The sequence below is a fragment of the Tamlana crocina genome, from assembly GCF_012037625.1.
Window position 1 is genome coordinate 1 of sequence record NZ_JAAVJS010000042.1, and the last position, 1,502, is coordinate 1,502.

Annotated in this window: 1 pseudogene; it reads right to left on the bottom strand. The window is 44.3% G+C overall.

The window, feature by feature from the left end:
• A pseudogene (locus tag HC176_RS15480) lies at window positions 1–1,502 on the bottom strand (hypothetical protein); the annotation flags it as partial.

Sequence of the window (1,502 nt, forward strand, 5' to 3'; positions counted from 1 at the left end):
ATATTTTCCTTCTCGGATATTATAATTTCGAAAGTGTTATCGCCAGACGATTTCAAGTTTAAAGGCACTACTTTTTCATCGGTAATTTCGCCATAGGCCTGCATAATCATATTTTTTCCTTCCAATGATAAATTCAGGTCGTTGTTGTTGGTCTCCGTACTCTTGGCATCGTAGCCATAGTCGAAGCCATCAGTGGTATAATCGCTGAAGCCCATCAACAGTTCCCTTCTCGTTTTGGGCCCTGTTACCGAATTGAATTCCAATCGGATTTTTTGCATCGTATCGTTCGAAGCTTTTTCTTTTGAATTTTTACTACTAGTAGACTTTGAAAACGTAGAACCATTATCGTAAGTACCATCGGCATCGGCTTCCTTAATGAAAACACGCTGCCCGTTGTTGAATTCCACTTGCCCATCGGCCACAATTTCGGCCAAGAAGCCCTGACCGACAGAAAGGTAGCGCGAAGGCACGATAGTACCATCCTGAGAGCCGTTATGGTCTCCATAAAACCCAACAAACTGATAGGCACGGCAAGAACCCAATTTGTTCACTTGGGCGTAACCGCCCTGGTATTCGTTTAGGTAATGCGAATTGCCAGCCCAATGTTGCCAAAGCTGTAGCGTGCCGTCTATCACGCCCGCATTGTCATCAATAAACTTATGGATATCCATCGCAGAGGCATACGGATTGCCCAACAAATACTCCGTTTTGGTTTTATTGGGCACAGAGCCAGCACCGCCCTTATCGGTAACGTTTAACAAAATAGTACCGTTATTAGGTTTACCTTCAAAAATATATTGTTGCTCGGTGCCCGCATTGCCCATCCCTTTTTGGGTATAGCCCACGCCCGGGCTCAATGATGTGGACGGCGATATGTTCGCCCAGTCCCAGTACGTCAGCCCATTGATGTACGTGTAGAGCCATTGCGTGCTGATCTTTCCATTGCCTGTTTGGCCTGAAGTAAACAAACAGTTTGAACCAGCTTCATCTTTAAGCATATTTAAACTAAAAGTTGTATTGTTGGCATTGTTACCCGTATTATTGTCTGATAGGGTTGAAACACTCGTAAAACCAACCGGAGAGCCCCAATAGTTGTACCTATACGGATTGGATTGGCCTTCTTGTCGTCTTAAAATTTTTCCATCGGCCGATGTTACCAAATCACTGTTCTCGGTCTGCAGCAGTTGGGAATCGTCCATTAAATCCAAAGTACCGTTCAGTTCAAAATACCAACTGTTTTCAATCAAATTATCTCCGTTTACCGTTAGGGTTTTGTCCGCATCTATTATCAAGCCCAAATGGCTGTGCGAATTAGTAGTACTGACATTATTAGAGATTTGGACAATGCTCCATTCTTTATTATCTGAAGCATTTTCGATATCCCATACATCGCCATGCAACCAAGTGGATTCGGTGCACCAGCACCCATCAGCTACCGTTTTATAGGGCATAGGTGCCGTTTGTGGCTGTACCGTGGTGATGTTGTGCAGACGAGCAGACAG